General features: G+C 70.4%; 23 protein-coding genes and 1 tRNA gene. 6 read left to right on the forward strand and 18 right to left on the reverse strand.

Features of this window, described 5'->3' with window-relative positions:
- Positions 1–2 precede the first annotated feature (2 nt).
- From speA to G6N75_RS05155, 6 genes are all read right to left on the reverse strand, one after another.
- Positions 3–1,880: a biosynthetic arginine decarboxylase gene (gene speA, locus G6N75_RS05130; RefSeq protein ID WP_165347268.1), complete on the reverse strand. Its 1,878-nt coding sequence runs from the start codon at positions 1,878–1,880 to the stop codon at positions 3–5.
- 149 nt (positions 1,881–2,029) lie between these two features.
- A complete protein-coding gene (locus G6N75_RS05135; RefSeq protein ID WP_165347270.1) occupies positions 2,030–2,485 on the reverse strand; it encodes a DUF4124 domain-containing protein in 456 nt (151 codons plus the stop codon).
- Positions 2,486–2,497: 12 nt separating this feature from the next.
- Complete coding sequence (glnK, locus tag G6N75_RS05140; protein ID WP_165347272.1) at positions 2,498–2,836, reverse strand: P-II family nitrogen regulator; 339 nt, start codon at positions 2,834–2,836, stop codon at positions 2,498–2,500.
- 137 nt (positions 2,837–2,973) lie between these two features.
- The gene (locus G6N75_RS05145; RefSeq protein ID WP_165347274.1) at positions 2,974–4,227 is read right to left on the reverse strand and encodes an ammonium transporter; all 1,254 of its coding nucleotides are present in this window, start codon (positions 4,225–4,227) and stop codon (positions 2,974–2,976) included.
- Between the two features lie 13 nt (positions 4,228–4,240).
- Positions 4,241–4,579, reverse strand: coding sequence for a P-II family nitrogen regulator (locus G6N75_RS05150; RefSeq protein WP_165347276.1), 339 nt, complete (start codon positions 4,577–4,579; stop codon positions 4,241–4,243).
- 5 nt (positions 4,580–4,584) lie between these two features.
- Complete coding sequence (locus G6N75_RS05155) at positions 4,585–5,214, reverse strand: TorF family putative porin (protein ID WP_165347278.1); 630 nt, start codon at positions 5,212–5,214, stop codon at positions 4,585–4,587.
- Between the two features lie 191 nt (positions 5,215–5,405).
- Between G6N75_RS05155 and G6N75_RS05160 the strand changes: the two genes are divergently transcribed.
- The 3 genes from G6N75_RS05160 (at position 5,406) to G6N75_RS05170 (ending at position 9,025) form a co-directional block, all read left to right on the forward strand.
- Entirely contained in the window at positions 5,406–5,654 is a 249-nt protein-coding gene (locus G6N75_RS05160) for an accessory factor UbiK family protein (RefSeq protein ID WP_165347281.1), read from the forward strand.
- 130 nt (positions 5,655–5,784) lie between these two features.
- Positions 5,785–7,437, forward strand: coding sequence for a DUF2254 family protein (locus G6N75_RS05165; RefSeq protein ID WP_165347283.1), 1,653 nt, complete (start codon positions 5,785–5,787; stop codon positions 7,435–7,437).
- 94 nt (positions 7,438–7,531) lie between these two features.
- The gene (locus tag G6N75_RS05170; protein ID WP_165347285.1) at positions 7,532–9,025 is read left to right on the forward strand and encodes a YifB family Mg chelatase-like AAA ATPase; all 1,494 of its coding nucleotides are present in this window, start codon (positions 7,532–7,534) and stop codon (positions 9,023–9,025) included.
- A 52-nt stretch (positions 9,026–9,077) separates the two neighbouring features.
- On the opposite strand, the gene G6N75_RS05175 is transcribed toward G6N75_RS05170, so the two are convergent.
- Positions 9,078–9,833 carry a hypothetical protein gene (locus G6N75_RS05175; RefSeq protein WP_165347287.1) on the reverse strand — a complete coding sequence of 252 codons (756 nt, stop codon included), beginning with the start codon at positions 9,831–9,833 and terminating at the stop codon, positions 9,078–9,080.
- A 189-nt stretch (positions 9,834–10,022) separates the two neighbouring features.
- Here G6N75_RS05175 and G6N75_RS05180 point away from each other — a divergent pair, with 189 nt between their 5' ends.
- On the forward strand, positions 10,023–12,026 hold the full coding sequence (locus G6N75_RS05180) for a UvrD-helicase domain-containing protein (protein ID WP_165347289.1): 2,004 nt from the start codon (positions 10,023–10,025) through the stop codon (positions 12,024–12,026).
- Position 12,027: 1 nt separating this feature from the next.
- Here the strand turns inward: G6N75_RS05180 and G6N75_RS05185 are convergent, their stop codons facing one another.
- Positions 12,028–12,570 (reverse strand): c-type cytochrome, encoded by a 543-nt coding sequence (locus tag G6N75_RS05185; protein WP_206202934.1) that lies wholly within the window; start codon positions 12,568–12,570, stop codon positions 12,028–12,030.
- Between the two features lie 187 nt (positions 12,571–12,757).
- Between G6N75_RS05185 and G6N75_RS05190 the strand changes: the two genes are divergently transcribed.
- Positions 12,758–12,834 (forward strand) — tRNA-Arg (locus tag G6N75_RS05190).
- A 295-nt stretch (positions 12,835–13,129) separates the two neighbouring features.
- On the forward strand, positions 13,130–14,122 hold the full coding sequence (locus G6N75_RS05195) for a matrixin family metalloprotease (protein WP_165347290.1): 993 nt from the start codon (positions 13,130–13,132) through the stop codon (positions 14,120–14,122).
- Here the strand turns inward: G6N75_RS05195 and G6N75_RS05200 are convergent.
- From G6N75_RS05200 to G6N75_RS05245, 10 genes are all read right to left on the reverse strand, one after another.
- Positions 14,096–14,911 carry an ion transporter gene (locus tag G6N75_RS05200; RefSeq protein ID WP_165347291.1) on the reverse strand — a complete coding sequence of 272 codons (816 nt, stop codon included), beginning with the start codon at positions 14,909–14,911 and terminating at the stop codon, positions 14,096–14,098. The genes G6N75_RS05195 and G6N75_RS05200 overlap by 27 nt on opposite strands.
- Before the next feature lie 9 nt (positions 14,912–14,920).
- Positions 14,921–15,592 (reverse strand): tellurite resistance TerB family protein, encoded by a 672-nt coding sequence (locus G6N75_RS05205; protein WP_165347292.1) that lies wholly within the window; start codon positions 15,590–15,592, stop codon positions 14,921–14,923.
- A gap of 70 nt (positions 15,593–15,662) precedes the next feature.
- A complete protein-coding gene (locus tag G6N75_RS05210) occupies positions 15,663–16,448 on the reverse strand; it encodes an ABC transporter ATP-binding protein (RefSeq protein ID WP_165347293.1) in 786 nt (261 codons plus the stop codon).
- Positions 16,445–17,449 (reverse strand): iron ABC transporter permease, encoded by a 1,005-nt coding sequence (locus G6N75_RS05215; protein WP_206202935.1) that lies wholly within the window; start codon positions 17,447–17,449, stop codon positions 16,445–16,447. Before G6N75_RS05215 ends, G6N75_RS05210 begins: the two co-directional genes overlap by 4 nt.
- The gene (locus tag G6N75_RS05220; protein WP_165347295.1) at positions 17,446–18,525 is read right to left on the reverse strand and encodes an ABC transporter substrate-binding protein; all 1,080 of its coding nucleotides are present in this window, start codon (positions 18,523–18,525) and stop codon (positions 17,446–17,448) included. Before G6N75_RS05220 ends, G6N75_RS05215 begins: the two co-directional genes overlap by 4 nt.
- A 54-nt stretch (positions 18,526–18,579) precedes the next feature.
- Positions 18,580–19,605, reverse strand: coding sequence for an alpha-L-glutamate ligase (locus G6N75_RS05225; protein WP_165347296.1), 1,026 nt, complete (start codon positions 19,603–19,605; stop codon positions 18,580–18,582).
- Positions 19,602–20,888, reverse strand: coding sequence for an META domain-containing protein (locus G6N75_RS05230; protein WP_165347297.1), 1,287 nt, complete (start codon positions 20,886–20,888; stop codon positions 19,602–19,604). Before G6N75_RS05230 ends, G6N75_RS05225 begins: the two co-directional genes overlap by 4 nt.
- Before the next feature lie 21 nt (positions 20,889–20,909).
- Positions 20,910–23,450 carry a M14 family zinc carboxypeptidase gene (locus tag G6N75_RS05235; protein WP_165347298.1) on the reverse strand — a complete coding sequence of 847 codons (2,541 nt, stop codon included), beginning with the start codon at positions 23,448–23,450 and terminating at the stop codon, positions 20,910–20,912.
- 97 nt (positions 23,451–23,547) lie between these two features.
- Positions 23,548–24,150, reverse strand: coding sequence for a thioredoxin family protein (locus G6N75_RS05240; protein ID WP_165347299.1), 603 nt, complete (start codon positions 24,148–24,150; stop codon positions 23,548–23,550).
- A gap of 22 nt (positions 24,151–24,172) precedes the next feature.
- On the reverse strand, positions 24,173–24,463 hold a 291-nt coding region (locus tag G6N75_RS05245; protein ID WP_206202936.1), incomplete at its 5' end, for a thioredoxin family protein.

Here is a 24,463-nt window from a genome sequence, read left to right on the forward strand (position 1 = left end):
GTTCAGTCCTCCAGGTAGGTGTAGCCGGAGAGGCCGTCGCTCAGCGCCCGCAGGAAGTAACTCTGGTCTTCCTCGTCGAGACCCGCCGCGGCGATCTTGCGGGCGTAGGCCGCGCGCAGCTCGTCGGCGGCGAAATGCACATAGGCCAGGAGCTGTTCCGCCGTGTCGCCGCTGCGCGGCATGCCCAGCACCGGGTCGCCGGCCGGCGAGAGATAGACGTCGACACTGTCGGTGTCGCCGAAGAGGTTGTGCAGGTCGCCGAGGATTTCCTGGTAGGCCCCCACCATGAGGATGGCCAGGAGGTACTCCTCGTCGGCGCTGATGGCATGCACCGGCAGGCTGTGCTCGATGCCCTCGCCGTCGACGTACAGGTCGACCCGGCCGTCGGAGTCGCAGGTCAGGTCGCGCAGCACGCCGCGGCGCGTCGGCGCCTCGTCCAGGCGCTGTGCCGGAATGATCGGGAACACCTGGTCGATGGCCCAGATGTCGGGCAGCGACTGGAACACCGACATGTTGATGAACAGCTTGTCGGCAGTAATCTGCTTGAGTTCGTCGACGATGGCCCGCGGCGGGTTGCCCTGCGCCAGCAGGCGGTCGCGCACCGCGTGCATCAGGGCGCGGGCCAGTGCCTCGCCATGGGCTCGTTCGCGCAGGTCGAGCTCGCCGCCGATATAGCGCTGGTGGAGTTCCGCCATCAGGTGCTGGGTCTCGCGGTAGACCTCTTCCGGCGAGCCGTCCTCGAGCCGCTCGAACTGCCGCCACAGGCCCTGCACCTCGGCGCCGGCCCCGTCGGGCGGCTCGGTCGGCCGTGCCTGCGACGGCACGTCCGTGTCGATGACGTTGGTTACCAGCACGGCGTGCTGCGCCGCCATGGCGCGGCCGGACTCGGACACGATTTCGGGCCGCTCGATCCCGGCGGCGTCACAGACGTCGGCAATGGTGTCGACGACGGTGCGGGCGTAGTCCTCGATGCTGTAGTTGACCGAGTTGGCGCTGCGCGAGCGCGTGCCCTCGTAGTCGACGCCGAGTCCGCCGCCGACGTCCATCAGCCCGAGGCCCAGCCCGGCCCGCTGCAGGTCGGCGTAGACGCGCGCAGCCTCGGTCATGCCGCGGCGGATGTCACGCAAATTCGGCACCTGGGAGCCGACGTGGACGTGCAGCATCCGCACGCAATGGCCCATGCCGGCCTGGGTGGCCCGTTCCGCGGCCGCCAGCAGCTGTCCGGCGGTCAGGCCGAACTTGGATTTCTCGCCGCCGGTGTCCTGCCAGTTGCCGGCGCCCACGCTGGACAGCCGCAGCCGCACGCCGAGCCGCGGCTCGAGCTCGAACTCCCGCGCGATCTGGATGATGCGGTCCATTTCCGACAGCTTCTCGACCACGATGTAGACCTCGTGGCCGAGGCGCTGGGCGATCAACGCCAACTCCAGGTACTCGTGGTCCTTGTAGCCGTTGCAGACGATCAGGCCGCCCGGGGGGGAAACGCCCAGCACGGCCATCAACTCCGGCTTGCTGCCGGTCTCGAGGCCAACGCGGGCGCCGCCGTGACCGACGAGCGTGTCGACCACGCTGCGCTGCTGGTTGACCTTGATCGGGTAGACGACACGGTAGCGGGCCTCGTAATCGCGCTCGGTCATCGCGTTGCGGAAGGCGTTGTGCAGCCGGTCGAGGCGATCGCGCAGGATGTCGGTGAAGCGGAACAGGATCGGCGGCGCCAGTCCGGCGAGGCGGGCGCGGCGAACCAGTTCGACGAGATCGATCGCTGCCCCGTTGCGGAACGGGCGCACCACCAGGCGGCCCTTCGGCCCGATGTCGAAGTAGCCGTCGCTCCAGCGGGAAATCCCGTACAGGCGCCGGTTTGATTCGATCTGGTCCTGGCTCATGCGGGCATGCCTCCGGCGGTCGGGTGGGAGGGCGGGGGAAAAGGCCGCGCAGTATAGCGCATCGAGGTGCGGTTGCAGGTACGGGAGGAGGGCGCGGCACGGGTACCGCGCCGGCGCTCAGGCGGGCAACAGGAGGGCCGGGTCGGCGGCTAGTTGCTAGACTCGGGCTCGCAGAAGTTCGCCACTGCCTGGCGCGCCTTCTGCCGGGCCTCGATCACTTCTTCGTCGCTGAGATAGCGACGGCCCCCGTCCGGCAGCTGCTCATACAGCCGCGGGGAGTTCTCGTAGGTTTCCAGGGCCTTGCGCGCTTCGGCGCAGGCCTCGGCCTTGAGCCGTGACTGCTCGGCGCGCGCCGCCGCCATATCGGCGCCGTTGCCGGCCCCGCGGCTGCCGGCTGCCGGCGGGGAGCCGGACTGGCCGGACGTTGCCGGCGCCTGGCCCTGCTGTCCCGGCTGGGACCGCATCTGGACCCGCACTGAGCCGGCCGAGATCGGGCGGTCGCTGTAGACCACCGTGCCGTCGGGCTGCACGGTGCGATAGACCTCTTCGGCCTGGACGCCGAAGGCCGCGAGCGCCAGCAGCAGGGTGATCAGCAGCGTTCTCATGTCGTGGCCTCCTCAGAGCGCCTTGTCGTCGGTTTCCCCGGTGCGGATGCGGATCGCCTGTTGCAGGTCGTAGACGAAGATCTTGCCGTCACCGATCTTGCCGGTGCGCGCCGTGTTGACGATCGCCTCGAGCACGCGCTCCAGGGCGTCGTCGGTCACGGCCAGCTCCAGCTTTACCTTGGGCAGGAAATCCACCACGTATTCCGCCCCACGGTAGAGTTCAGTGTGGCCCTTCTGGCGCCCGAAACCCTTGACCTCGGTCACAGTTATGCCCTGCACGCCGAGGTCGGCGAGTGCCTCGCGGACGTCGTCCAGCTTGAAGGGCTTGATGATGGCGCAGACCATTTTCATCTTCGTTCTCCGTGTCATTCCGGCCGGGGGAAGTCTAGCACCGGCCCGTGCGGGTGTAGAGCGGGCAAAAAAAAGGCCGGGGGCAGTCTGCCCCCGGCCGGAGAAGGCGCTTCCTGCGCCTGCCATGCGAACGAAAGTCAGTCGCCCGACTTGGTGAACTCCGGATAGGCCTCCAGGCCGCATTCGTGCAGGTCGACGCCTTCGTACTCTTCCTGCTCCGAGACGCGGATGCCCACCGTCGACTTGAGGATGAACCACACTGCCAGGCTGACGAAGAAGACCCAGCTGAAAATCACGGCCAAGCCGATGAGCTGGCCGGAGATCGTGGCGTCGCTGTTGGACAGCAGCACGGCGAGCACGCCCCAGATGCCGGCGGTGCCGTGCACCGAGATGGCGCCGACCGGGTCGTCGATGCGCAGCTTGCGATCCAGGAGCACGATCGACACCACCACCAGCAGGCCGCCGATGGCGCCAATCACCATCGCCAGCAACGGCGACGGTGACAGCGGGTCGGCGGTGATGGACACCAGGCCCGCCAGCGCGCCGTTCAGCGCCATGGTGAGGTCGGCCTTGCCGAACCAGGCCTTGGCCAGCAGCAGCGCCGCCACCAGGCCGGCCGCGGCCGCCAGGTTGGTGTTGGTGAACACCATGGCCACGTTGTTGGCCGACTCGACGTTGGAGACCCTCAGCTCCGAGCCGCCGTTGAAGCCGAACCAGCCCAGCCACAGGATGAACATGCCGAGCGTGGCCAGCGGCAGGTTGGAGCCCGGAATGGCGTTGACCTGCCCTTTCGGCCCGTACTTGCCCTTGCGGGCCCCCAGCACGATCACCCCGGCCAGTGCCGCCGCTGCGCCGGCCAGGTGCACGATGCCCGAGCCGGCGTAGTCGGTGTAGCCGAAGTTTTCGCCGAGGAAGCCGCCGCCCCAGGTCCAGTAGCCCTGCACCGGGTAGATGACTGCCGTCATCACGACCGCGAAGGCAAAGAAGGACCAGAGCTTCATGCGCTCGGCCACGGCGCCCGACACGATCGACATGGCGGTGGCGACGAACACCACCTGGAAGAAGAAGTCCGCCAGGTTGGAGTAGTAGGGCGCATCGTCCCCGCCGGCTACCACTTCCGCCACCGTGTTATCGGCCGTGCCCAGCATGCTGATGCCCGGGATGATGCCGTTGCCGTCGCCGTACATGATCCCGTAGCCGACCAGCATGTACATGATGCAGGCGATGGAATACAGGCCGACGTTCTTGGTCAGGATCTCGGCGGTGTTCTTCGCCCGCACCAGTCCCGCTTCCAGCATGGTGAAACCCGCGGCCATCCACATGACCAGGGCGCCGGACATCAGGAAGTAGAAGGTGTCGAGCGCATAGCTCAGTTCGAGTATCTGTTCCACTTGCTTCCTCCCCTCAGACCGCTTCCGGACCGGTTTCGCCGGTCCGGATGCGGATGACCTGTTCCAGCGGCGTGACGAAGATCTTCCCGTCGCCGATCTTGCCGGTCCGCGCCGTGTTGCAGATGACCTCGATGACCTGCTCCAGCAGCTCGTCGTCGATGGCGACCTCCACCTTCATCTTGGGCAGGAAATCGACCACGTACTCGGCGCCGCGGTAGAGCTCGGTATGGCCGCGCTGGCGGCCGAAGCCCTTCACCTCGGTCACCGTGACGCCTTTCACGCCGACGTCCGCCAGCGCCTGGCGCACGTCGTCGAGCTTGAATGGCTTGATGATTGCCGTGACCAGTTTCATGCCGCTCACCTCAGGTCGAAGGTCTTGCCGATGGAGAACACCAGCGAGGTCTCGCTCGAGCCGGTCGCCGACAGGTCGCTGTCACTCATGATGGCGGCCACGCCGATGTCGAAGCCCGACACCTCGGTGCCGTAGCCGACTTCGCCGTAACTGCCGTCGAAGTCTTGCGAAAAGGTGCCGTAGGTGGCGTAGAAACCCTCGTACTCGACCGTGCCCGCGAGGAAGGTGTAGTCGAGCTCGGGCCCGTCGAAGTTGTCGTAGGTGCCGAAGGAATACTCGACGCTGAACAGGCTGTAGCCGGCCGTCAGGTTGATTTCCTGGTAGGTGTCGTCGAAGTCGTCGGTGTAGAAGTAACCTGTATAGCCGATGCCGTAGCTGAAATCGCCGATCGAGCCGGCGAACCCGGTGTAGAGGTCGATTTCCATGCCCTGGCCGACGTCGGCGCCCCAGGTGCCGGCGTAGAAGCCGCTCTGGTGCTCGTAGTCGAGCCCGGCAAAGGCGGAGGCATCGCTCTGCTTGATGCCGCGGAAGATGTAGTCGGACATCATGCCGACGTTCGCGCTAAAATCGCCGGCGAGTGCCGCCGGGCTGGCCGCCAGCCCCAGGGCCGCGAGCAGGTACTTGGATCGGGTCATGTTGGTTCCTCCCAGTGCAAAGCGTGGTCCGGGTCGACATGGCCCGGTTGCATGCTGCATAGCACGATGCGTGCCAGCTTCGAGGAATCAACGGCTTGGCCCCGGCAAGAGGCCGCCGGCGGGCACTGGCGCACCGTCATGGTGCAGGGCAGCATCCCCCTATGCCCCATCACGGGGCGCGAGGAGCGAGCATGGAACCCAGGAAGCCGAACATTGATGAACTCGCCCGGCGGCTGGCCGACAGCCTGCCCGGCGGGCTGAAGGCGCTGCGCGAGGACGCGGAGCAGAACTTCCGCGCCGTGCTCCAGGCCGGGCTGGCCCGGCTCGACCTGGTGACCCGGGAGGAGTTCGACGTGCAGGCCGCCGTCCTGCGGCGAACCCGCGAGAAGCTCGAGGCCCTCGAAGAGCGCCTGGCGCAGCTGGAGCAGTCGCCCGACTGAGTCCGGCGCCGCCGCTTCCCCGCAGGATTCCCTGCCGATGGCCGCGCACAGTGGCGGGACCGTGAATTTGCGTCCATAGTTAGCCGACGGCCGCACCGGATGCACGGCCGGTCAGGAGGACAGCACTTCGATGGATCGGTCTGAAATCCCCGACCGGGGTGGCAGGAGCCCGCGGCATCCCGCCGGCATCGCGGCGCCGCGCACGGGTCGGGCAGCGGCGCCGCCGGTGGTGCGCACCTGGATTCTGCCGATGGTGATCGTGATCGCGATCGCCGTGTTTTTCTGCACCGCCTTCTACGTCATCGACGCGATTTATTTCGGGGCCGGCCTGCATGGCCCGCTCGGCCTCTTCGAGCACTACCTGTCCTTCGACGCCGAGCTCATCACCGACGCCCTGCCCGCGCTCGGCATGACCATCGTGGCGGTGCTCGGCATCGTGCTGACGGTCGTCGCGATCATCGTCCAGCTGTCGTCCGAGCGGTACACCAGCGTCGCGATCATGTTCCTGCGCGAGCCGGTCCACATCGCCGTCATCAGCTTCTACATCGTCGCCAGCCTCTGCGCAGTCTGGCTCAGCGTCACATTGCGCCCCGACTTCGTACCGCGCAGCCTGCTGCTGCTGGTGATGATCCTCACCAGCCTCGGCCTGGCCGTGATGCTGCCGTACTTCGCCTACACCTTCTGGTTCCTGGAGCCCGGCAACATCATCGACCGCTTGCGCCGCCACACCACGCAGCTCACCGGGCGCGGCCTCGCCGCCGCGTCCACGGAGGAAGCTCACAAGCTGCAGGGCCGGGTCCTGGAACAGATGGAAGAGATCACGGATATCGCCAACAACTCCATCGAGGGTCGGGACAAGATCATCGCGGGCCGCGCCATCGATGCCCTGTGCGACTTCACCGTCCACTACATCGCGACCAAGCCGCGCGAGGACCTGGCCTGGTACCACCTCAGTCCGGAATTGCGCGCGAATCCGGATTTCGTCGCCATGGACCGCGAGCTGCTGGCCGAACTCGAGGCGCGCCGGCTGTGGGTGGAGTGGAAGACGCTGCACGAGTTCCTGCGCGTCTACCACGAAGCGCTCGAGTCGATGGGGGACATCGATTCCCAGGTGGCCATCGATACCCGCTACCTCGCCGAGGCCGGGGCCGTCCACCGCGAGACCGACCTGATCCGGATGGTGTTCCGCTTCCTCAACTCCTACCTGCGGGCCGCCATCGACCGCCGCATCGAGCAGACGGCGGACGCCGTGCTGCTGCAGTACCGGATGCTGATCGAGGAACTCCTGCGGCGCGACTTGTGCGACGAAGCCTGCGAAGGCGTACGGTTCCTGAAGTTCTACGGGTACCTGGCGTTCGAGGACGAGCTGAGCGCCATCACCGAGACGGTCGCCTACGATATTGCCAGCCTGTGCCGCTATGCCCACAGCGAGCGCCTCGGCTGCGACCTGGCGATGCTGCGCGAGCTGCTGGCGCTGGACGCCGAGGAAGCCAGCCACTCCCATCGCCACTATCGCGGGCTGCGCGGCGTCCGCAAGGCGCAGATCCGGCTCGGGGTCTACTACCTTTCCGAAGGCGAGGAGCAGCGGGCGCAGCTGATCGCCGACGACATGGCCGACATGTCCGAGGATTCCAGGGCCACGCTCCGCGAAGAGCTGATGACGCAGGCGCCGCCCCACTTCTGGGAGATCGTGGACCGCGGGCGCAACCTGCACTACCTCACCGACAGTGAGCGCGCTCACCTCGACCGGTTCTTCCAGCGGGTCGGCGCGCCCGGTCCCTAGCCGCCGCATTTCCCGCCGCCGTCCCCCGATTACCGGCCTGCCGGCGGCGGTGATGCCCGGGGCATCATGAGCGCTGGTTCCCGCGGAGCCCGTCATGGCCCTCGCCAAAGTGCTCAGCCGCGCGCAGTGCGGCTTGGACGCCCTGCCGGTCACCGTCGAGGTCCACGCCGGCGGCGGATTGCCGGGCTTCAGCATCGTCGGCCTGCCCGCCACCGCCGTGCGCGAGAGCCGCGACCGGGTCCGCGCCGCGCTGGCCAATTGCGGCTTCGACTTCCCGACCGGCAAGGTGATCGTGAACCTGGCGCCGGCCGACCTGCCCAAGGAGGGCGGCCGCTTCGACCTGCCGATCGCCATCGGCGTGCTCGCCGCGTCCGGCCAGTTGCCGGGCCGCGGCTGCAGGGAGACCGAGTTCCTGGGCGAGCTGTCGCTCAACGGCGACCTCCGCCCGATCCACGCCGCGCTCTGTGCCGCAATCGCGGCGGCGCAGGACGGCCGCGTCCTGGTCCTGCCGGCGGTCTCGGCCGCCGAGGCGGCGGTGGCCGGGGTCAGCGGCGTGCGCGCAGCGGAGCACCTGCTGGCCGTGGCGGCGCATCTCCGCGGGCGCCAGCCGCTGCCTGCACCCGCCGCCCCGGAGCCCGAGCGCGGGCCCGGCGCTGCTGCCGACCTCGCCGACGTCCGCGGCCAGCAGCGCGGTCGCCGGCTGCTGGAGATTGCGGCGGCCGGCGGGCACAACCTGTTGTTCATCGGCCCGCCCGGCACCGGCAAGACCATGCTGGCGCGCCGCCTGCCGGGCCTGCTGCCGCCGCTCGAGCCCGCGGCGGCGCTCGAGGTAGCCGCCATCGCCTCGGCGGCCGGGCGCCCGTTCCGGGTCGCCGACTGGGGCCGCCGGCCGTTCCGGGCGCCGCACCATTCGGCCTCGGCAGCGGCGCTCACCGGCGGCGGCAATCACCCGCGCCCGGGCGAGGTCACGCTGGCGCACCGCGGCGTGCTGTTCCTCGATGAGTTGCCCGAGTTCAACCGGAGCGCGCTGGAGGCGCTGCGCCAGCCGCTGGAGGCAGGCGAGCTCACGCTCAGCCGCGCCGGCCTGCAGCGGACCTTCCCGGCCGGCTTCATGCTGGTGGCGGCGATGAATCCCTGCCCCTGCGGTTACCTGGGCGACCCGCGCGGCAATTGCCGCTGCAGCGCCGACGTGGTGCAACGCTACCGGGCGCGGATTTCCGGACCGCTGCTGGACCGGATCGACCTGATGGCCGAGATGCCGCGACCCGGGCCGGTCGAGCTGCTCGGGCCGCCGGCCGAGGGCTCGCGTCTCGTCGCCGCCCGCGTGGCGCAGGTGCGGGCACTCGGCCGGACCCGCCAGGGTGGCCTGAACGCAGGGCTGGAAGGCGCCGCGCTCGACCGGCACGCGAAGCTGGGCGCCGCGGAACAGGCGCTGCTGGCGCGCGCGGCCCTGCAGTTGGGCCTGTCCGCGCGCGCCCAGGCGCGGGTACGGCGGGTGGCGCGGACGATCGCCGATGCGGCGGGGGCCGACCGCATCGAGACCGCGCACCTGGCCGAGGCGATCGCCGCCCGGCCGGTGGCGGCATAAGACAAGCCCGGGGCCGCCGGCCCCGGGCTTGCCTGCCGCGTGGCGCGGCGGCTTACTGGCTGTGGCTCAGGTCCGGCACGCGCCGGTAAATGTAGCTCCAGCCCGCGTCCATCGACTTCATGAAATCGGCGCGCAGGCGCTCCGATTCTTCTGCGCCATGGACCTTGGTCACGATGTCCCAGACGCCGTCCCGCTCCTGGTCGAGGGCGGCGAAATTCTCGAACGGCGTGGAGACGAAGAAATCGGGGGCCTTCTCGTGCCCGCCCGCCACGTCGTACCAGTAGCCGCGGGAATCGCCTTCCACCTGCTTCATCGCGGCGCTGACCTTACGGACCACGTCCATCATCAGCCGGCCGTCCTTCGCCCTGAAGCTGGAAACCCAGAGCACGTCGCCGCTGGGCCCGGCGCGACTGATGTCCGGCATGCTGGAGGCATAGGAGTTGACCGTCTTCTCCCCGTGGGTGAAGGGGATGATCTGGTCGCGGGCCACTTCCTGGCAGGCCTGGGACGCCGCGTCCGGCGTGTCCACGTCGGCCCAGCTCTTCATCTGGAAGACGGCCGCGTACACGTTGCCCATGCCCTGTTGCCGGCGCCACAGGTTCCAGCTGCCCTCGCCGTCGTTCGCCAGGTAGCATTCCTTCCAGGCCGCGAGGCCGGCCCGGAAGTCGCTGTCGTGCCCGGCCTTGACCTGGATCTCGAGAATCGAAAGCATGTGGCTTTCCGCTTCTTCCTGGGCCGTCGCGATCGATGCGGCGCACAACGCCATGGCGCTGACGAACGTCAGCGCAATCCTCTTGCGGTCGTTCATTGACTCTCTCCCTTTGATATTAACTTTTTGTTTTGTCGGGCATTGTGCCGCTTTTGGGCGGGCGCAGTGCCGGCCGACGGTAGTCCCTCTCGCGAGGCCCTGTCAAATGAGCCGGTCGAATCCCGCCGGCCTGCGGCGCGCCGGCTTCGGGTATAGTCGCGCCGTCCCAGACGCCGACGCCCCTGCCCGATGTCCCTGAATTCCGTCCAGCTAGAGGCCGTGAACTACACGGCCGGCCCCCTGCTCGTGCTCGCCGGCGCGGGCAGCGGCAAGACGCGCGTCATCACCCACAAGATCGGCGCGCTGGTGGCGGGCGGCGTGCCCGCCTACGCCATCGCGGCGGTCACTTTCACCAACAAGGCGGCGCGCGAGATGCGCCAGCGCGCGGCGGCCCTGCTGGACAAGGACACGGCGAAGGCGCTGAAGATCTCGACCTTCCACACCCTCGGCCTGAACATCCTGCGCCGCGAGTACGGCAACCTCGGCTACAAGCGCGGCTTCACCATTTTCGACGCGCATGACAGCCGCGCGCTGGTGAAGGAGCTGCTGCGCAGCGACAACGCCGACACCGAGGCCGCCGTGGACATGGCCGGCGCGGCGATCTCGAACTGGAAGAGCGAGCTGGTGGATCCGCCCACCGCGCTGGCGACGGCGAGCGACGAGCTCGAGGCCGCGCGCGCGCGCCAGTACGCTGCCTACCAGCGCGCGCTGCAGGCCTACAACGCGCTGGACTTCGACGACCTGATTGCGCGCCCCGTGTTCCTGTTCCGCGAGCTGCCGCAGGTGCTGGCGGCGTGGCAGGACCGCATCCGCTACGTGCTCGGCGACGAGTACCAGGACACCAACCAGGCCCAGTACCAGCTCATGAGCCAGCTGGTGGGCACGCGCGGCGCTTTCACCGTGGTCGGCGACGACGACCAGTCGATCTACGCCTGGCGCGGGGCCCGCCCCGATAATCTCAAGCGGCTCGCCGAGGACTTTCCGGCGCTGCGGGTCATCAAGCTGGAGCAGAACTACCGCTCCTCCGGCCGCATCCTCGAGGCCGCCAACGGCCTTATCGCCAACAACCCGCACCTGTTCGAGAAGCGGCTGTGGAGCGGGCACGGGCCGGGCGACCGAATCCGCGTCATGGCGGCGCGCGACGGCGCCGACGAGGCCGACCGCGTGGCGATGGAGATCATGCGCCAGCGCATGGAGCGCGGCGGCAGCTGGGGGGATTTCGCGGTGCTCTATCGCGGCAACCACCAGGCGCGGCCCTTCGAGCAGTCGCTGCGCACCCTGCAGATCCCGTACTCCGTCACCGGCGGCACGTCGTTTTTCGACCGCAGCGAGGTCAAGGACGTGCTGGCGTATCTCCGGCTGATCGCCAACCCGGACGACGATGCGGCCTTCCTGCGCATCGTCAACGTGCCGCGCCGCGAGATCGGCACGGCGACGCTGGAGAAACTCGGCGGCTGGGCTTCCGAGCGCGGCCTGGGCCTGCTGGCAGCGTGCATGGAGACGGGTTTGCACGGCGTGCTGCCGGCGCGCGCCGTCGAGCGCCTGTACGGCTTCGGCCGGCGCATCATCGAGCTCGGCGACGCGGCCGAGGGCGGCGCGCCGGTGGACGAGCTGGCGCGCGAGCTGATCGAGGACATCGGCTACCGCGACTGGCTGTTCGAGAACGCGCGCGACCCGCGCCAGGCGGAGACGGCGAACGAGAACCTCGGCGAGCTGCTCGACTGGCTGGCGAAAGCGGCGCGCAACGACGAGGCGCCGACGCTGGCGGACGCGCTGCGCCGGCTGTCGCTGATGGACATGCTGGACCGCGAGGCCGGCGAGGGGCAGGACGACCGCGTGCGCCTCATGACCCTGCATGCGGCCAAGGGGCTGGAGTTCCCGGTGGTGTTCCTCGCCGGCTGCGAGGAAGAGCTGCTGCCGCACCGCGCCAACCTGGCAGGGCCCGGGCTGGAGGAGGAGCGGCGCCTCGCCTATGTCGGCATCACGCGCGCCCAGCGGCGCCTGTTCCTCAGCTATGCGCGGCGGCGCAAGCGCTTCGGCGAGACGCTGGAGTGCACGCCCAGCCGCTTCCTCGAGGAGCTGCCGGCCGAGGTGCTGGAGTGGGAGGGCCGCACGGAGCTGAGCGCAGACGAGAAAAAGGCCCGCGGGCAGAATGCCATCGCGGGCCTGCGGTCGATGCTGGGCGAGGACTAGCTCAGTTCGGTAGCTGGTCCACCATGTACTGCACGGCGTCGCGGACCTGCTCGTCGGTCAGGCTCGAGAGGCCGCCGCGGGGCGGCATGTAGCCGGCCTCGCCCTGGAAGCCCTCGATGGCGTGCGTCACCAGCGTGTCCATGCCCTGCGCGAGCCGGGGTTCCCAGGCCGCGACAGCGCCGGTCTTGGGCGCGCCCGCGATACCGGCGCCATGGCAGGCCGTGCAGGCCACCTTGTAGACGTCTTCTCCCGTGAGGTCGGCGGCGGGCTGGGCCGCGGCAGCCGGGGCGGCGGCCAGGGCTGGACGGGGACCGCCCGGATCACGGATCTCCGAGTTGTCGGCGCCGGCCACGGCGACCTGGCCGACGGGCCGGATCCGTCCGACGTTGCGTTGCTGGAAGGCCGGGTCTTCCTTGATGTGGACTTCCTGGGTCCTGGCGGCCATGGAGTTCGCCAGGATGAAGATCCCGATGGAAATCACCACCAGGGCGCCGAGCACCAGCATGAAGGTGTCGAAAAACTTGCGATCCTCTTCTGCGGTCAACGCTGTTTCCTCTTCGCATGCGGGCGGGCCGCCGGCAGGTGCCGGTTCCCGGGGAAGCGCGGATTATATGGGTTTGCCGCAGTGCCGCCAAACGCCCGCGGGGGCGGGCCCGAAGGGCCCGCGCCGGGCCCCGGGGCGCATGGACGATTCAGGCGCATGCCGGTATGATTGCGCCCCCTCGTCGCGTGCGCCCGTAGCTCAGCTGGATAGAGCGTTGGCCTCCGGAGCCAAAGGTCAGAGGTTCGAATCCTCTCGGGCGCGCCAATAAAAAAGACCCCCAACGCGGGGTCTTTTTTGTTGGCTCTTCTGCGAGATTCGAACCTCTGACGAGCAAGGGTGGTTCGATGCCCGGCCGCCAGGCCGGGCGGGCGTCCCCGCAGGGGCGCCCCCATCCTCTCGGGCGCGCCAATAAAAAAGACCCCCAACGCGGGGTTTTTTTTGTTGGCTCTTCTGCGAGATTCGAACCTCAGACGAGCGAGGGTGGTTCGATGGCCGGCCGTGAGGCCGGGCGGGCGTCCCTGCAGGGGTGCCCCCATCCTCTCGGGTAACATTGGCGCCCATGCCGACCCGCACCGCCAACCTCGTCCTCGCCGGCCTGCTCCTGATCGGGGTAACCGTAGCCGCTCGTCAAATGCTGCGGACCGTCTATCCGCCCGACCCCCACGCCCACGCGCCCTGTGCCATCCCGGTGCACTACGCCCTGGGCAAGGTCGATCCGGGCTTCGGCCTGGACCGTATCACGGCTGTCACCGCCCTGGCCGAGGCGGTCAACCTATGGCAGGCGGAAGCCGGCCGGACGCTGTTCATCGAGTCCACCGATCCCCGCGCCATGCAGGTCGAGCTCAGCTTCGACGAGCGCCAGCAGGGCGCCGTCGAGCGCCGCTCGCTCCGCAGCCGGCTGGAGCTCGACCAGGGCGACCTGGAGCGGGAGCAGGCCACGCTGCAGTCCTGGAGCGAGCGGATCGAGCGCAACCAGGCGGCGCGGGAGCGGCGCGCCGCAGAGCTGCAGCCGCGACTTGAACGGCACGAGGCGGCCGTCGCCGGCTGGAACGCCGATCCCGTCAGTCGCTCGGAGTCGCAGCGCCGGGCGCTGGAGGCCGAAGGCGCCGCGCTGCGGGCCGAGCTCGCTGCACTGGAGCGCCGGACGAACGAACTCAAGGCCGACATCGATGCCTACAACCGGCGCGCCGAGGACGCGCGACGGCGGGCCGGGGAGATGCGCTCACGGGTCGAGCGGTACAACGCCACCGCCGCCGACGACCCGGTGGAGTCCGGCCGCTACAGCTACGACTACGAGCAGGGGCGCCGGATCGAGGTGTTCCGGGCCGCGAGTTTCGACGAGCTGGTCTGGGTGCTGGCGCACGAGTTCGGCCATGCGCTGGGCATCGGCCATGTCGACGAACCGGGGGCGATCATGCACGGCATGGTGCACGAGGGCGGGGCGCTGGAGCCCGGTCGCGGCCGGCCGGTGGCCCTGTCGGCGGCGGACCGGGAGGCATTGGGCGCAGTGTGCGGCAACGAGCGCCTAGGGGCCGCCGCGGGTTCCGAGTAGCGCCCGCAGTTCGGCGATCTCCGCCCGCAGCGAGCGCATCTCCGCGTGCAGCTCGCCCTCGATGTGGTCCTGGGCCTCGTGCACGACCTGCATCGTCTCCTCGTGTTCCGCTTCCTGGAAGGTCTGCATGGCGTTGACGATGATGGCGATGAACAGGTTCAGCATGGTGAAGGTCGCCACCAGGATGAAGGTGACGAAGAACAGCCAGGCATAGGGATGCGTCTCCATCACCGGCCGCGAGATGCCCATGGACCAGCTCTCCAGGGTCATCACCTGGAACAGGGTGTAGAGCGAACGGCCGAGGGTGCCGAACCATTGGGGGTGGGTTGCGGCGAACAGGTTGGTGCCGATGACGCCGAAGACGTAGAAGATGATTGCCAGCACCAGCGCGATGGACCCGAGCCCGGGAATCGCGGCCAGCAATGCGCCCACCACGCGGCGCATCGACGGCACCATGGTGAGCAGGCGCAGGACGCGCAATACGCGCAGGGCGCGCAGCACCGAGAACGGACCGGCCGCCGGCACCAGCGCGATCGCCACCACCGCGAAATCGAACAGGCTCCAGGGGTCGCGCCAGAAGGCGGCCCGGTGGGCGTAGATGCGCAGCGCGATCTCGACCACGAACACTGCGAGGATCGCCCGGTCCAGCGCCTTCAGCAGCCCGCCGGCGGTCGCCATCGCCGCGGGCCAGGTCTCCAGTCCCAGGATCGCGGCGTTGAGCAGGATCAGGCCGATGATGGTCGTCTGGAAACGCGGGTGCTGGATCCAGTGCGTGGCGCGCTCGCGCATGGGGTGGGCTCAGGTGGTGGTGCTGGACTCTACAGCGGAGTGCAGTTCATGCACCAGCCCCGGCTCGAGCTGCAGCGCGCGGGCCAGCGTGTCGAGGTAGATCTTCTCCGCGGGGGAGGCGGGATGCGCCACCAGCACCGAGGCGGCATAGACCTCGGCGGCATGCTCCGGCGAGTCCACGGCGGCCACCAGGCCCTGGATATCCAGCGGGCGCGAGTACTCGGCAAACAGGAAGGCCTTGTCGTCCTCGTCCAGCTGCGAGTCGTTGACCTGCTGCAGGATCATCTGGCTCTCGCGGGTGTCGATCTGGCCGTCGGCCTTGGCCGCGGAAATCATCGCGCGGACGATCAGCTGGCTGAGCTGCTCCGCGCCGCGGGTGTCGCCGGCCGCGGGCAGGAAACCCGTGCCCTGGGGCACGGCCGGCAGCGGCTCGGCGCCGCCCGGCGAAGCCGGCACGGCGACGGCGCCCGGTTTGCCGGCAGACTGCTGGTGGTTCTGCCAGGCCTTGTAGGCCAGCCCGCCCACCAGCGCCAGGCCCCCGATCTTCGCCGCCGACCTGGTCAGCTTGCGGCCTTTCTTGCCCATGAAAGCGCTGGCCAGCGCGCCGCCGGCAAGCCCGCCGGCGAAGCCGCCCGCGGCCCCGCTGCCGAGGAACTGGTCGAGCAGTTTCTTCGCATCCATCTCTGGTCTCTCCCTGGTGACGATCCCGATTTGACCGCGCCCGCGCGGCGCGGTTCCCGGTTCCGCCGGGTCAGGCGCCGGGACCCGGCAGGCAGACGTGCCGGCCGCTCGGCGTGCGCTCGACCATCACGGGCACGCCGTAGACTTCGCTCAGCGAAGCGGCCGTGAGCGCCGCCTCGGGCCGGCCGCGCCGATGGATGGCGCCGTCGTGCATCAGCACCACCTCGGCGCCGAGCGCGAAGGCATGGTCCGGGTTGTGGGTGGAGAGGATGACGCCCTGGCCGTCGCGGCTGGCGGCATGCGCCAGCTTGCCGATCTCGCCCAGCACCAGCGACTGGTTGCCGAAGTCGAGGCTGGCGGTCGGCTCGTCCATGACGATCAGGGGCGCCTGCTGCGCCAGCGCGCGGGCGATGAGCACGAGTTGCCGCTGCCCGCCGGACAGGCGGCTGTAGTCGCGGTGCGCCAGGTCGGCGATGCCCAGCCGCTCCATTTCCGCGCAGGCCGCGGTGCGGTCGCCCGGACCGGGCTGCGCGAAGCGCCCGAGCCGCGCGGTGCGGCCCATCATCACGATCTCCAGCGCCTCATAGGGGAAGGGCGGCGCGTGGGCCTGGGGCACGTAGCTGATGCGCCGCGCGATCTCGGCGCGGGCCAGCCGCCGGAGCGGCGCGCCGCCCAGCAGCGCTTCGCCGCCCAGCGCCGGGATCAGCCCCAGCAGGGTCCGGAACAGCGTGGTCTTGCCGCAGCCGTTCGGGCCGAGCAGGCAGACGATCTGCCCGGGCGCGACTTCGAGGTCGAGGTCCCGCCCGACCAGCCGGCGGCCATAGCCGATCGACAGTCCGCGCGCCTCGAGCTTCACGACCAGCCCCGGCGGCCCCGGGCGAGGAGCCAGACGAAGAACGGCGCCCCGATCACGGCGGTGAGGATCCCGAGCGGCACCTCGACTTCACCGATGGTCCGCGCCAGCGTGTCCACCACCAGCAGGTAGCCGGCGCCGAGCGCGGCGGAAACCGGCAGCAGGCGCGCGAAGCTGGGCCCCACCAGCATGCGGCCGATGTGCGGTATGACCAGGCCGACCCAGCCGACCACGCCCGCGACCGCCGTCACGCTGGCCGTGACCAGGGTCGCGGCGGCGATGACGGTGAAGCGGATGCGGCCCGCTTCCACGCCCAGCGCCCTGGCCTCGTCGTCGCCCAGCGCCAGGACGTTGATGCGCCAGCGCAGCAGGAACAGCGGCACCAGGCCGAGGGCCACGGCGGGCAGCGCCGGCAGGATGTCGGTGGTGGTGGTGGAGGCGAGTGAGCCCAGCAGCCAGAAGGTAATGGCCGGCAGCTGGTCGTAGGGGTCCGCCAGCACCTTCAGCAGCGAGGTGGCGGCGCCGGCCAGCGCGCCGATCACCACCCCGGTCAGCACCAGCGCCAGGACGTGGTCCGTGTTGCGCACCGCCGAGGCCACCAGCATCACCAGCAGCACCGCTGCCATGCCACCGGCGAAGGCGAAGAGCTGGATGAAGGCCACCGGCAGGGACAGGAAAATGCCGATCACGGCGCCGAGGCCGGCGCCGGCGGAGACCCCGAGGATGTCCGGGGAGACCAGCGGGTTGCGGAACAGGGTCTGGTAGCTGGCGCCGGCAGCCGCGAGCGCCGCCCCCACCAGCAGGGCCGCCACCACCCGGGGCAGGCGGATGTTCTGCACCACCAGCTGCGACTGCGGCTCGCCGGCCCCGAACAGGGCGGCGAGCGCTTCGGGCACCGACAGCGGGAACGGGCCGATGGTGAGGGCGGCCAGCGACAGCGCCACCAGCGCGGCCACCAGGGCCAGGCCGAGCGTCAGCCGCGGCAGCGGCAGGCCGCGGCTCATTGCGGCGGTTTTCCCTCGCTCCATTCCAGCAGCCTGTCCAGGTCGGCCTCGTCGAGGTCGACATGGTAGTACAGGCGATAGAAGTCGCGGGCCTCCTGCCGCAGGTCGCCTTCCCACTGCTCCGGGTAGAACAGGCCGGCCAGCCAGCGCAGGCCCATGAGCCGGTTCAGCGAGGGCGGCCGGTCGATCCAGCCGAAGGGCGCGGTGGGCGAGAGGTAGACCCGGCCGTCGCGCACGGCGTCGATCTCGGTCCACAGCGGGTTGTAGAACACATGGGCGTAGAAGTTCGGGTCCCAGGTCACGATGATCTCGGGGTTCGCGACCATCACCTGCTCGTTGGAGGCCCGGACCAGGCCGCGCCGGCCGTCGCCCGGATCGGCCACGTTGCGGCCGCCGGCGCGCTCGATGATCTCGGTGTTGATCGAGCCCTTCAGGCCGGTCTCGAGGCCGTCGGGGCCGCGCGCCATGTAGACCCGCGGGCGTTCCTCCTCCGGCGTCGCGGCGAGGATGGCGTCCAGCCGGGCGAAGGTCTGCTCCACGTCCCGGGCCAGCGCCTCGCCGCGCTCGGGGACGCCGAGCGCTTCGCCCACCAGCCTGAGGGCCGCCGGCGTCGCCTCGAAGCGGCCGTCCACCAGGATGTACGGAATGCCCGTCTGGGCCTGCACCCGGTCCGCCAGGTCGATGTAGGTATCGCGCACCGAGCCGAAATCGATGATCAGGTCGGGCTCGATTTCCAGCACCCGCTCGAGGTTGGCGTCGCCGCCGCGGCCGGTGAGGCGGCCGGTACCCGGCAGGTCACGGTAAGGCGCGGCGATGTAGGGCGCCTCGTCGGGGCGGAGCGCCCGCGGCCAGCCGCTGAGGACCTCGGGTCGCAGCACGTACACGAGAATCGACGCCGGCGGGCCCGAGGCGAACACGGTGTCGACCCGGTCGGGGATCGCGACCTCGCGGCCGGCGCTGTCGACGATGGTGCGCGCGATCGCCGGGGGGGCCGCCAGCAGGACAGCGAGCAGGATCAGGGCAGCCGGGACGGGGCGCAGCACGGTGGAACCCTCGCGTTGCGTGTCGGGGGGCATGTTGTATCACGGAACCGGCGCCCCGCTGAGCCCGGCGGGCCCGTCTACGCGATCTTAACGGCCCCTGCCGCCATCATCGGCACCGACTGAGGCCGCCGCCAGCTCCCGCCCGAGGAACCGGGCCACCGCCCGCATGGCGCGGCGCCCGCCGCCGGCCTCGAGTTCGGCCTGCCGGTTGTAGTTGGTGTTCATGTTGACGTCGTAGACGAAGCGCCGGCCCTGCGCGTCGGCGACGAACTCGGCCGCGGCGATTTCGGCGTCGTTCGCCTGGAAGAAACGCTCGAGCCGGCCGAGGAAGTCCGGCTCGGGCGCCGCGGCGGCGAGCCGGAATTTGTGCTTCGGCTGCGCGCCGGGCGCGGGGCAGTAGGCCTCGCCGACTTCGCAGGCGTCGGCCGGGCACAGCTCGAAGCCCGCCGAAGCATCCACCTCGACGGCGTAGTAGTAGCGCCCGCCGATGAACTCCACCCGGGTGATGCACCCGTCGGCCGGCCGCACGTATTCCTGCAGCAGGGCGATACCGTCGAGCGAGAAGGCGCCCGGGTCGGGCAGCCCGTCGAGCCAGCGCGCCAGCGCAGCCTCGTCGTCGAACAGCTGCACGCCGAGGCCCTTGCCGCCGCGGTTGGGCTTGAGGATGAAGGGCGTGCGGCCGAGCGCCCGGGCGGCGGCCCGGATGTCCTCCCGGCCGCTGGCGGCGACGGTCGCCGGCGTGGCGATGCCGTGGGCACGCAACGCCAGGTACTGCTCGAACTTCGAGACTTCCAGCTGCAGCGCCCGGCGCCCGTTCACGACGCGGCGGCCGTGCTGCTGCAGCCAGGCCAGCAGTTGGGCCGTGAGCTCGGCCGCATAGCGGTGGTCGCGGGTGTGCGAGGAGGCGCTCATGCGGTTGTAGAACACGCCGGCGGGCGGCGCCGCGTCGAGGTCCAGGTGCCCCTCGTGCACGAACCAGTCGACCCAGGGGATGCCTTCGGCTTCCAGCGCCGCGCGCAGGGGCACCAGCCACTCCTCGTTCTCGTGGATGACGTAGACCGCCGGGGCGGCCGCGACCGGGAAGGCGCCGGCCGTCGCAGGCGGGCTGCTCACTGCGGTGGTGCTGCGCCGGGCGGGGGCGACGTCGGATAGGCCTTCATGGTGCCGTTGCCGCCGAAGAGCAGCAGGGCCCCGGTGGCGTCGATGTCGAAACGGTTCACGCCCTCGAGGATCCGGAAGAACTTGCGCTCCTGGTTCATCAGCGCCTCGGGACAGGCCATCCTGGTGGCGGCGACGTTGCCGAAGCTGAGGCCTTCGCCGGTCAGCACGAAGCCGCCGGTGTAGGTGTTGCAGGAGGCGCGGCCGTGGACGCGCCGCTCGGCCGCATCGAACACCAGCGTGACCCGCGAGCGGTCGATGATGCCGCCGCCGTCGAGGTCCTCGACCACCCATTCCCGGCCGGCCAGCAGGTCGACCGGCTCGCCGCCGCAGCCGGTGAAGACCTGGCCGTCGAACTCGACCGCCACGATGTAGGGGTGGGGCATGCCGCTCATGCTGTCGTTGCAGTTGCGCCGCGCCACGTCCATGGCCAGGCGATGGCCCGACCCGGCGGCGCGGAAGCGCGTCACGCGGCCCTCGGTGGTCGCGGTGAGCAGCGGCATGACCGCGCGCCGCTGGTCGTAGCCGAGCAGGATTTCCGCTTCACCCGGGGCCAGCGACACGGTCCACGGCGGCTCCTGGCCGCGCGCGCGGAACGGCACGGCCGGCGCCTCCGCCCGGCGGCAGGTCGGCAGCCCGCGGCCCTCGATCTCGACCACGGCTTCATTCCCCTTGCCGTGGAAGAAGGTGGTCTCGTCGCCGAGCGCGCGGTACAGCACGCCGGACGCAGCTCGCGCTTGCTTCATGTCCACCACGCGGCCCTGGATCGCCATGCGGGCAGTCTCGCCCTCGGCGCTGAACAACAGCTCCTCGGCGCCGCAGACATAGTGTGTGCCGAGGGCGACCTGTTCCACCGGCAGCAGCCGCAGCATGCCGAGATCCACCGTGCCGGCGCCCGGGTCGACCATCACGGGCCGGGTGATGCGGAACGGCTCCGCGCCCAGCGTGACGCTGCCGCGCAGCTCGTAGACGGCCGCCTCGGCGGGCAAGGCCGTCGCCTCCAGGCTGAAAGGCACCGGGACCTGCCGGCCCTGCAAGGGAATCTCCTGCGTGGCGACGACCTGGCCGCCGGTCGCGTCGAAGCGCTTCAGCGTGACCCGGGCGACGCTGTCGGGCGGCAGGGCGATGCGCTCCGGATAGAACAGCGACCCCTGCAGCACCAGCGGCTGGCCCTGGGGGGCCAGCTGGCAGCCGGCGAGGCCGAGCAGGAGCAGGGCGGGCAGGGTGATCATTTTCATGTTGTGTCTCCCGGCGACGGCTCAGTCCTCGTCCGGCGCCGGGGTCCGGTCCACCAGGCTGCCGAAGAACAGGGCGTTGGCAAAGAGCTTCTCGGTGCCGTGCCAGTAGCCCCGGAAAAGATAGTCGTCCGCCATCCGCACCACCAGGCCGTCGCCATGGCGCGTCGCCACCAGCGCCGGTCCGCCGGCGAGCCGCTCGCGGTTGCGCGGGGAGAGGAAACCGGCGACCAGCGGGTCGTCCGCATAGGTGCCGGCCTGGACGTAGGGGTTGTCGACCGGCCGCAGCACCTGGGCGCCGCGGCGCATCACGCTGAGCTCGCCCTGGGCATAGCCGAAGCCGAGCGGATGGGTCGTGTCGAGCTGCAGGCGCAGCACGCTGCCGCCGATCTGTTCCCGGCCGCGATCGTCTTGGGCCTGGCCGTAGGGCCGGCGCTCGGGCGCGACACTTGCGGCCTCGTCCTGGTCGTCCTGCGCCTCGACGAAGTCCCAGCCGAGCTCCAGCTGCTCGACCCAGGCGGCTGCACGCCGCACCGCCAGCAGCTGGCCGCCGCCTTGCACGAAGGCCTCGAGGGTCTTGCCGACCGACTCGGGCAGCTCGCCGTAGTTGCCGTCGGGGAGGATCAGGTGGGTGTAGTCGTCCAGTTGCCGGGGCAGGCGCTGCCAGTCGATGCGCGTCAGCGGCTGCTGCAGGCGGGTATCGAACCAGTGCCAGGTGTAACCCGCGCTGTAGGGGTTCAGCCCGCGGCCGGTCAGCATGGCTGCGCGGGGTGCGACCAGCACCTCGGCGGCGGGTGAGCCCAGGTCGATGCCGGCCTGGGCCAGGCCGCTGGTGGCGCCGAACACCCTGGCGCTGAATTCCGCCGACAGGGCGGCGAGGCGCCGGTCGACGGGCGGCCGGTCCTCCGGCTGGAGTCCGCCGTGAATCACCAGGCTCCCGCGCACCAGCGCCTGCGGCCCCTCGGAGGTTGCCGCGACCAGCGGCTCCGCGACGGCCTGCACGCGATAGCCCTCGGCCAGCAGCGCGGCCAGCAAGCCCGGCGCGCCGTGCTGGTCCCAGGGCACGACCCAGGCCACGGCCTCCACGGGCAGGCGCGGGGCCGGCAGTGCCGGCGGCGCCGTGAGCGGGGCGCCGGTATCCGGGGCCCGGCGCACGGGGGCGACCGGCAGGTTGAAGGCGTGCTGCAGCGGCCAGGCCGAGACGTCATAGAAGATGTCGGCGGCCGGTTCGGCGGAGACGTCGAACATGGCCCTGAGGAGCAGGTACCGTTCCTGTTCGGCGGGGACGAACCAGGCCTGCTCGGGGCGCCCCTGGCGCTCGTCGGGCTCGACCGGGCGCACCTCGATGCCGTGCGCCAGCAGCGTCGCCAGCAGGGCCCGCGCCCGCCCCGGGTCGCCGGCGTCCGACACCAGCCAGCCGGCATTGCGGTCACGCCGGGCCTGCTCCGCGGAGTTGCGGAAGAATTCCGCCTGGTAGGCCGCCAGTTCGTCCGACATGGCGCGGCTGGCGCGCAGCGTGGAGATCGAGGTGCGGACTTGGTTGGCAACGGCGTCGGCGAAGCTGCGCCGGCCGTAGGGCGTGTCCATCAGGTGGCCGCGCGCGCTGCCCTGCTCGAACAGGATGCCAATGCTGCCGCTGATGTCCGGGTAGGTCGAGCCCTTGCCGACGTAGTAGTCGTCGAAGCCTTCGCGGGCGTAGAAGGGTTCGCCGGCCGCGTCCAGGATTTCGCCGTGGAAGCCGGCGATGCGCGCGGTAATCTCCTGGTTGCTGTCCGGGATGAGCGGGTTGACCCGTCCCGGCACGCCGGGCTGGAAGAAGTAGGTCGAGTTCGCCCCCATCTCGTGGAAGTCGGTGACCACGTGCGGGCGCCAGGCGTGGTAGTGCTGCAGCCGCGCGCGCGACTCGGGGTGCACGGCGGGCAGCCAGTCGCGGTTCAGGTCGAACCAGTAGTAGTTCGTGCGGCCGTTGGGCCAGGGCTCGTGGTGCTCCCGGTCCAGCGGGTCGGCCGAGGGATGGCGCCCGCGATGCATGTTGACCCAGTGGGCGAAGCGGTCCAGCCCATCGGGATTCAGCACCGGCTCCATGACGATGACCAGGTTGTCCAGCCAGTCCAGCACCTCGGGGTCGCGCGAGGCGGCGAGGTGCCACGCTGTGACCATGGCGGCGGAGGCGGCGGAAGCCTCGTTGCCGTGGACCGAGTAGCCCAGCCAGACGACCGGCGGGCCTTCGCCCGTGCGGCTGGCGTCGCGGCGCGCGTCCCGCAGGGCCTCGAGGTCCGCCAGCCGGTCGGGGCGGGCGAAGTACGCGAGGAACAGCGGCCGGCCGCCATGGGTCTCGCCCGTGTGCTCGATGCGCACGCGGTCCGAAGCTGCGGCCAACGCCTCGAAGTAGGCGACCACCTGGTCGTGCCGTGGGTGACGCTGGCCGGGCTCGAAGCCGATTACGGTGGCCGGCGCAGGCACGCTGGCATCGATGGGCTGGCCGTCCGGCAGGCCCGGGGCCGCGAGGGCGCGGCCGGCCAGCAGCAGGGCGGCGAGCGGCAGGATCAGTCGGGTCGGGCTCATCGGCAACAGGGCTCCGGTTCATGGTCGGCAAAGCGCCCAATGATAACGGCGCCGGCGCAGCAGTGCGCCGGCGCCGTTGCCGGGACGAGGGTCGGCGTCAGTACTTGACGCTGCAGCCGTAGGGCTGGGTCAGCGGCCGGCTCACCGGCTGGCCCGCGGCCAGCTCGGCCAGGGCGATCTCGACGTACTGCTCGGCCTTCTCGATGTCGGCCGGGCTGGCGCTCGGGATCGAGTCGATGGCGCCGTTGTAACGCAGCACGCCTTCGGGGTCGATGATGTACATGTGCGGGGTGGTCTTGGCGCCGTAGGCGCGACCCACCGTGCCGTCGGTGTCGAACAGGTAGGCAGTCTGCTGCGCCTTCCAGTCGGCCTGGATCTGGTCGGCCTGCGCCGGGGTCACATGGCCCTGCTTGCCCTCGGCCGAGGAGTTCACCACCAGCCAGACCACGCCGTCGCCGGTGGCCTCGGCCTGCTGCCGCTGCATGTTCTCGCCGTCATAGTGCTTCTTCACGAAGGGGCAGTCGTGGTTGGTCCATTCCAGCACCACTGTCTTGCCCCTGAAGTCGGCCAGGTTGTGGGTGACGCCCGCCGTGTCGCTCAGGGTGAAGGCGGGGGCGGGTTCGCCGATCCTGGCGTCGGAGGCCAGGGCCGGCGACGCGGCGAGCGTGAGCGCGAGGGCAATGCCCAGGGTCTTGTGCATGATTTTCTCCTCGATGGGTGGGTCAGATTTCGTCCAGGGCGTCCAGCACGAGTTCCACGGTCAACAGTTGCGGCAGGACCACGGGATCGCGGCCCTGGCCCGGGTACAGCACGTACAGCGGCACGCCGCTCCGGCCGTGGGATTCGAGGTAGGCGGTGATGTCGGAGTCACGCCGGGTCCAGTCGCCCTTCAGGTAACGCACGCCCTTCGCCGCCAGCGCCGCAGCCACCCGGGGCGAGGACAGGGCGACCCGCTCGTTGGCCAGGCAGGTGATGCACCAGGCGGCTGTCATGTTGACCAGCACCGGTTCGCC

This window comes from Thioalkalivibrio sp. XN8 (assembly GCF_011058255.1).
Lineage (GTDB): Bacteria > Pseudomonadota > Gammaproteobacteria > Steroidobacterales > XN24 > XN24.